7 protein-coding genes and 1 pseudogene are annotated in these 6647 nt (G+C 60.6%); 7 read left to right on the top strand and 1 reads right to left on the bottom strand.

Annotated features, from left to right (window positions below):
* A pseudogene (locus AC2FLZ_RS04970) lies at positions 1-246 on the top strand (hypothetical protein); the annotation flags it as partial.
* 1 nt (position 247) lies between these two features.
* On the opposite strand, the gene truA reads toward AC2FLZ_RS04970, so the two are convergent.
* Positions 248-1015 carry a tRNA pseudouridine(38-40) synthase TruA gene (gene truA, locus AC2FLZ_RS04965; protein WP_480518784.1) on the bottom strand — a complete coding sequence of 256 codons (768 nt, stop codon included), beginning with the start codon at positions 1013-1015 and terminating at the stop codon, positions 248-250.
* Between the two features lie 107 nt (positions 1016-1122).
* Here truA and AC2FLZ_RS04960 point away from each other — a divergent pair, with 107 nt between their 5' ends.
* The 6 genes from AC2FLZ_RS04960 (at position 1123) to AC2FLZ_RS04935 (ending at position 6615) form a co-directional block, all read left to right on the top strand.
* The gene (locus AC2FLZ_RS04960) at positions 1123-2538 is read left to right on the top strand and encodes a YcjX family GTP-binding protein (protein WP_480605037.1); all 1416 of its coding nucleotides are present in this window, start codon (positions 1123-1125) and stop codon (positions 2536-2538) included.
* Complete coding sequence (locus AC2FLZ_RS04955) at positions 2535-2990, top strand: GNAT family N-acetyltransferase (RefSeq protein ID WP_480473754.1); 456 nt, start codon at positions 2535-2537, stop codon at positions 2988-2990. Before AC2FLZ_RS04960 ends, AC2FLZ_RS04955 begins: the two co-directional genes overlap by 4 nt.
* The gene (locus AC2FLZ_RS04950; protein WP_496881895.1) at positions 2983-3972 is read left to right on the top strand and encodes a YcjF family protein; all 990 of its coding nucleotides are present in this window, start codon (positions 2983-2985) and stop codon (positions 3970-3972) included. The genes AC2FLZ_RS04955 and AC2FLZ_RS04950 overlap by 8 nt, the downstream gene beginning before the upstream one ends.
* Positions 3973-4032: 60 nt before the next feature.
* The gene (locus tag AC2FLZ_RS04945) at positions 4033-4743 is read left to right on the top strand and encodes a VIT1/CCC1 transporter family protein (protein ID WP_480494812.1); all 711 of its coding nucleotides are present in this window, start codon (positions 4033-4035) and stop codon (positions 4741-4743) included.
* 76 nt (positions 4744-4819) lie between these two features.
* On the top strand, positions 4820-6136 hold the full coding sequence (locus tag AC2FLZ_RS04940) for an SDR family oxidoreductase (protein WP_496881894.1): 1317 nt from the start codon (positions 4820-4822) through the stop codon (positions 6134-6136).
* Complete coding sequence (locus AC2FLZ_RS04935; RefSeq protein ID WP_496881897.1) at positions 6136-6615, top strand: DUF2269 family protein; 480 nt, start codon at positions 6136-6138, stop codon at positions 6613-6615. The genes AC2FLZ_RS04940 and AC2FLZ_RS04935 overlap by 1 nt, the downstream gene beginning before the upstream one ends.
* Positions 6616-6647 lie beyond the last annotated feature (32 nt).

Below are 6647 nucleotides of genomic sequence, written 5' to 3'. Positions count from 1 at the left end.
TTTGTACTGATCCTGACGTGGCAAATGGGCATCGCCATGGTGGGGATCGCGGGTGCTTTTGCCATGGCGCTTGGCACGGCGACTGTGACTACGCTGGTCGGGTGGACGTCTTTTGGTCTGCGCGGCGGGCTGCTGGCTTCGGCTTCGGCCACGCGCTTTGCGTCGATTTTGGCACCCAGCATCGAACTGGTGGCAGGACTTACAATTGCGGTGATTGCAGGCGGGTTGCTTCTGCGCGCGGTTTAGATCAGTCGAAAACCGGTTCCGGGTATCCGACCCGCGCCAGATAAAGCCCCTGCGGCGGACATACCGGCCCGCAGGCAGCGCGGTCGGTGGCTTCCAAAGCCTCACGCACGTTGTCCGGGGTCCACGCTCCCGCCCCGACACGTTCCAGAGTGCCAACGAAACTGCGCACCTGATTGTGCAGGAACGACCGGGCGCGCACGTGGAAATGAACCTCGGGGCCGGAAAAGCCCTCGACCCGTTCAACGCGCAGTTCATCAAGGGTTTTGACCGGGCTGGCCGCCTGACAGATGGAGGACCGAAAGGTGGTGAAATCATGCCGGCCCAGCAGCATGTTTGCCCCTTCCTGCATGGCGTCAACATCCAACTGGTGGCTAATCTGCCAGACCTGTCCCCGGTCGTGGGTTGCAGGCGCACGGCGCATCAGGATGCGGAACAGATATTGCCGTTCAACCGCTGAAAACCGCGCGTGCCAATCCTCGGCCACTGGGGCGGCCTTAACGATAGCCACTGGAAGAGGCTTGAGATGATAGTTCAGCGCCTCAGACAGGCGAAACGGGTCCCATTCCATTGCCATGTCGCAATGGGCAACCTGCCCCAGAGCGTGAACACCGGCGTCTGTGCGCCCTGCTGCGGCAATTGTGTGGCCGCCCGGCTGAATTCGGGAAAGCGCCTGTTCGATGGCACCTTGCACGGATGGTTGATCCTTTTGCCGCTGCCATCCGGCAAACGGCTCCCCCTGGTATTCAACTTTCAACGCATATCTGGGCATGTGCCGCTGGTACAGCGCAGCGCAGGATCGGGCAAGGGGGCGAAAGCGCTGGTATGTGCCGCGACCGCTACCTATCTTGGGTAAAAGGAAAATTGCGGGGCGGCGGATTGGTCATCTCTTCACTGGCAGACAGTCTTGCGCGTGGCGTCGAAAGTATCGGCGACAGCGTGTCCGAGACATTTTTCGAGCCGGTCATCCGTTTGGGTGTCACCGGGCTGGCACGATCCGGCAAAACAGTATTCATCACTTCGTTGGTTGCCAATCTGTTGGATCGGGGCCGTATGACCGGGCTTGTTGCGCAGCAGGAGGGGCGGATCAATGCCGCCTTTCTGCAACCCCAGCCGGATGACACTGTGCCCCGGTTCGATTATGAATCGCACCTGTCTGCCCTGACGGGACCGACACCGCACTGGCCAGACAGCACGCGTGCGGTGTCTGAATTGCGTTTGTCCTTCAAGGCCCGTCCCGCCGGGCTGCTTGCCGGGTTGCAAGGGCCGCGCACGGTCCATTTGGATATCGTCGATTACCCCGGCGAATGGCTGCTGGATCTGGCCTTGCTGGACAAATCTTACGCAGACTGGTCTCAGGAAACTCTGGCACGGATCGAGACCCGTGCGGAGGCTGCCGCGTATCTGGCGCTGGTCCAAAATACAGACCCGTCGGTAGGGCACGACGAACCTGCCGCACAAGCTCTGGCCGCGTCGTTCACCGCCTATCTCAACGCAGCGCGCGATGCCGGGTTTTACGACTGTACGCCGGGACGTTTCCTTCTGCCGGGCGATCTGGCGGGATCTCCGGTGCTGACCTTTGCACCGCTGGCAATCACTGGCTCGTCGCGGCGCAGGACCCTTCAGCGCGAGATGGAACGGCGGTTTGAAGCTTATAAATCTCAGGTCGTGAAACCGTTTTTTCGGGATCACTTCTCGCGGATTGATCGGCAGGTGGTTCTGGTTGACGCGCTGGGCGCAATTCACAAGGGTCCTCAGGCCGTTGAAGATATGCGCCGCGCGATGGCCGATATCCTGTCGGCTTTTCGTCCGGGCCGGAACGCATGGCTGAGCCAGCTTTTGCTGGGCAAAAAGGTCGAACGCATCCTGTTTGCAGCGACAAAAGCGGACCACCTGCACCACACGCAACATCCCCGCCTGACCGCGATTATCGAGGCTTTGACGCGCGAGGCGCGCGATCGTGCGAATTTCGCCGGGGCCCGGACCGCAGCCCTGTCTCTGGCATCGCTGCGTGCAACGACCGAAGAGATTCGCAGCCACGACGGAACCGATCTGCCATGCGTGCGTGGTACTTTGTTGGACAGCGGCAAACAGGCCGCTTTCTATCCCGGAGACTTGCCCGAGGATCCGGCGCATCTGTTGGGTCCGGCGCGAAATGGAGCGGAGAGCTGGTTGAACGAAGACTATGGGTTCATGGCCTTTGCCCCGGCAAAACTAACCCTGAAACCCGGTGACGGCCCTCCGCATATCCGACTGGATCGTGCGGCGCAGTTTCTGATCGGAGACAGATTGTGATCGCGACACTGCGCCCCGCACGCACCACAGATGCCGGTACAATCGGTACGATCCTGCACGGCTTCGCCTTGGAAAACGACTGGATGCCCAAACTGCACAGCTGTGCTGAAACCATCGCCTTTTGCGGCCGGATGATTGATCAGGATTGGGTCACTGTGGCCGAGGCAGAGACAGGTGTGGTCGGGTTTCTGGCGCTGAATGGTGGTGAAATCCATTCACTTTATCTGGATGCGCAAGCTCGGGGGCAGGGGATTGGTCAGCAATTGCTGGGTCACGCGAAATCAAGCCAGCGGCGGCTGGGCTTATACGCGTTTCAGGATAATTCCCGTGCCTGTCGGTTCTATGAGCGAAACGGCTTTGCCGAGGTGGCGCGCAGCGATGGGGCAGAAAACGATGAAAACCTGCCGGACATAAGGTTTGTCTGGCACAGCAGGGATGCGACAAATGGCTAAAGGTCCGGTTCTGATCGATCTTGACGATGATGAACCCGCTGCTGATGTCGCGCAGGCAAAACCGGTGCCGGATATTGTGCCGCCTGAAGGGCAGGCGATGCAAAGCGCGGCCCGACTGGCGGCCCGCAAACCCTCGGCCCTTGCGCGCTGGTTCTGGGGGCTTGCGCTTTCGGTGGTCGGGGCGGCCATATCGGTGGCTGCCTGGGATTTTGCAACCTCTCTGGTGGAGCGGACGCCCGTATTGGGTTGGATCGTTGCCGGACTGTTGGCTGCATTGGTTCTGGTGGCGGTGATCATCGCGCTGCGCGAGCTCGCGGCTTTGGGGCGGTTGTCCCGTGTTGATGGGATGCGCCGTGCAGCGGATATTGCATTGGCTGATGAAGACCTGGCTCAGGCGCGTGCCGTCACACATCGCATCATAGCATTCTACAAAGGGCGCGGGGATACCCGCTGGGGTCGTGAGCGATTGTCCGAGCGTATGGGAGAACAGTTCGATGCCGAGGCGCTTATAGTCCTTGCCGAGGATGAGCTGTTGGCCCCGCTCGACGCCGCCGCCAGCCGTGAGGTTGAGGCCGCGGCACGGCAGGTTGCCACCGTGACCGCTCTGGTCCCTCTGGCACTGGCGGATGTTGTAACGGCACTGGCTGCGTCCCTGCGGATGATCCGTCGCATTGCGGAAATCTACGGGGGGCGGGCTGGCACGTTGGGAAGCTGGCGTCTGACGCGTGCCGTCTTTGTGCATCTGGTCGCAACTGGGGCGGTGGCCGTTGGTGACGATCTGCTGGAACCTGTTCTTGGCGGATCCGTTCTCAGCAAATTGTCCCGACGGTTCGGAGAAGGTCTGGTCAACGGTGCGCTCAGCGCCCGAGTGGGCGTGGCCGCGATGGAAGTCTGCCGCCCGTTACCATTCTCAAAACGCCACAAACCCTCCACGCGGGGCATCATCAAGCGAGCCTTGCAGGGTCTATTCTCCAAGGGTTGATCCAGAGCAAAGCGTCAGAACACTCCCTTCGGCACTCTGCCTGTGAAAAAGGAGCTAGCCATGACGGATCACGGTCACAGTCCGCAGGAAATCGCCGACCGGATCAATGCTCCGCCCGGGCGTGGCGTGTTGCGCGACGTTGTGTATGGCGGCATTGACGGTTCCGTCACTACGTTTGCCATTGTCGCCGGTGTCGCGGGGGCGGGTCTTTCCCCGTTTGTCATCGTGGCGCTTGGTCTGGCAAACGTTCTGGCGGACGGGTTTTCCATGGCCGCAGGTAACTATTCGGGCACGAAGGCCGAACTTGACAACATACGGCGCATTCGGGCGATCGAGGAACGCCACATCGCACTCTACCCCGACGGCGAGCGCGAGGAGGTCCGTGAAATTCTGTCACAAAAAGGGTTGTCAGGGGAAATTCTGAACGAAGCCACCGCCGCGATCACGTCGAGCCACGAACATTGGGTCAACCTGATGATCGAGGGTGAATATGGGCTGGGCAGTGTAGACCCGCATCCGATGAAAGCCGCGTTGGCCACGTTTTTCGCGTTCCTTGTGGCCGGGATGATCCCGCTGCTGCCGTTTTTAGCGTCGGTGGAGAACGCTTTTGAGATGTCGATCTGGATGACGTTGGGGGTTTTCTTTGCGATTGGAGCATTCAAAAGCCGGTGGTCGTTGGCGGCTTGGTGGCGATCAGGTATCGAAACGCTGTTGATCGGTGGTTCGGCGGCACTGATCGCGTATCTCGTCGGGTCTCTGTTCCATCCATAAATGTCGCAGCTCGGTAGTCGCGACTGGTCAAAGCTTCCCGGATAGGTAGAGTGGCGCAAAACGGGTGCAAAGGCTAATGGCAGATCACGAGCTTTCTGGAAAGAACGTTTTGGTTCTGGGTGCTTATGGCTTCATCGGCGCCGCCGTCACGCGGGCAGTGTCAGCCGCAGGTGCCACGGTTCAGGGCATGGGGCGCAATCCTGAGCAAGGGGCAAAGGTCCTGCCGGGGGTGTCGCTGAAACAGGGCGATTTGCGAGATCTGTTGCACAAGGAAGACTGGCAGGACCTGCTGGCCAACGTCGATGTCGTGGTGAATTGCGCGGGGGTTTTGCAGGATAACGCGCAGGACAACCTTGAAGCGGTGCACCATTCAGCAATCACAGCCCTTGCAGAGGCCTGCGCTAAAGGTGGCATCAGCGTTGTTCAGATCTCGGCAATCGGGGCAGAGCCGGACGCGAGCACGCATTTCCTGCGCAGCAAGGCGCGCGGAGATGCCGCTTTACGTTCATCGGGCGTAACACTTTGGATCCTGAAGCCGGGGCTAGTTATCGGGCAAACGGATTATGGGGGAACGGCGTTGCTGAGAATGCTGGCTGCCGTGCCTTTTGTTCAACCGCTGGCTTACCCCGATACACCCGTTCAATGCATCGGGATGCCCGACCTGTGTGACGTCGTGATTGCCGCCGTTGCCGGTCGCCTACCGCAGGGTAATTACGATCTGGTCGAGGATATCCCGCATAGTTTGTCGGACGTGGTGCGCTGCACGCGGCAGTGGCTCGGGTTTCCTGCCGCGCGCTTTCATTTGGTCCTGCCGCCTGTCCTGACAAAAGCCGTTGCGTCCATGGCGGACTGTCTGGCCCGGTTGGGTTGGCGGTCTCCGCTGCGCAGCACGGCGATGACGGTCATGGCGGATGGCGTGGTTGGCGACCCCGGCCACTATCGTGCAGCGGCCGGGCGCGGGATTGCCGCCTTGCCTGATGTCTACGCCAAGCTGCCTTGCGCGCGCGAGCATCGGTTGACCGCTCGGATGACGCTGTTGATGCCGCTGATCGTTGCAACACTCAGCCTGTTCTGGTTGCTGTCGGGCCTGTTTGGTTTGGCGGGTTTATCCACGGCTTCTGGCATGCTGGTCGAAGCAGGGTGGTCATCCGCCATGGCGGTGACCAGCGTTGTGTTCTGGTCCCTGATCGACATAGCGCTGGGACTGGCCATCCTGTGGCGCCCATGGGCGGCGCGGGCCTGCGTGGCGCAGTTAACCGTGGCCGTGTTCTACCTGATCGCCGCTTCGATCACGATGCCGGACTTGTGGTTGGACCCGCTGGGGCCGCTGGTGAAAATCCTGCCCGCGATGATCCTGTCGCTTGTGGCGCTGCCCTTGTTTGAGAGCCGATGATGGACCCTGAACTGATTTTGCGATGGCTGCACGTCATCGGTGCATGTGTGCTGCTGGGAACCGGGGCAGGGATCGCCTTTTTCATGCTGATCGCGCACCGGACAAACGACCCGCGCGTCATCGCCCATACGGCGGGTACGGTGGTGCTGGGTGACCTTCTGTTCACCACGACCGCTGTCATCCTGCAACCGGTGACCGGAGCGCTGCTTGCCTGGCAGATCGGGTGGCATTTGGGTGAAGGATGGATTGTGTTGTCTCTGGTGCTTTATGGTTTGACGGGCCTGTTCTGGTTGCCGGTGGTTTGGGTCCAAATCCGGTTGCGGGACTACGCGCGAACGGCGGCAGAGCAGGGAACGCAACTGCCATCGGAGTATTACCGCTTGTTTCGGTTCTGGTTCGCCTGCGGGGTTCCTGCGTTTCTGGCGGTTTTGACCATCCTTTGGCTGATGATCGCCCGCCCGGCGATTTCTGTGCTTTAGACTTTCTCACGGCTTTCCTGACTGTTGCTGAC

This window comes from Ruegeria sp. YKSF131, assembly GCF_059612645.1.
This window is presented reverse-complemented; position numbering and strand designations above follow the sequence as displayed.

Excerpts from the sequence above, each read along its gene's own strand:
- truA (WP_480518784.1), bottom strand. The coding sequence starts at position 1,015 with ATGCCCAGATATGCGTTGAAAGTTGAATACCAGGGGGAGCCGTTTGCC.
- AC2FLZ_RS04950 (WP_496881895.1), top strand. The coding sequence starts at position 2,983 with ATGGCTAAAGGTCCGGTTCTGATCGATCTTGACGATGATGAACCCGCT.
- AC2FLZ_RS04945 (WP_480494812.1), top strand. The coding sequence starts at position 4,033 with ATGACGGATCACGGTCACAGTCCGCAGGAAATCGCCGACCGGATCAAT.
- AC2FLZ_RS04940 (WP_496881894.1), top strand. The coding sequence starts at position 4,820 with ATGGCAGATCACGAGCTTTCTGGAAAGAACGTTTTGGTTCTGGGTGCT.
- AC2FLZ_RS04935 (WP_496881897.1), top strand. The coding sequence starts at position 6,136 with ATGGACCCTGAACTGATTTTGCGATGGCTGCACGTCATCGGTGCATGT.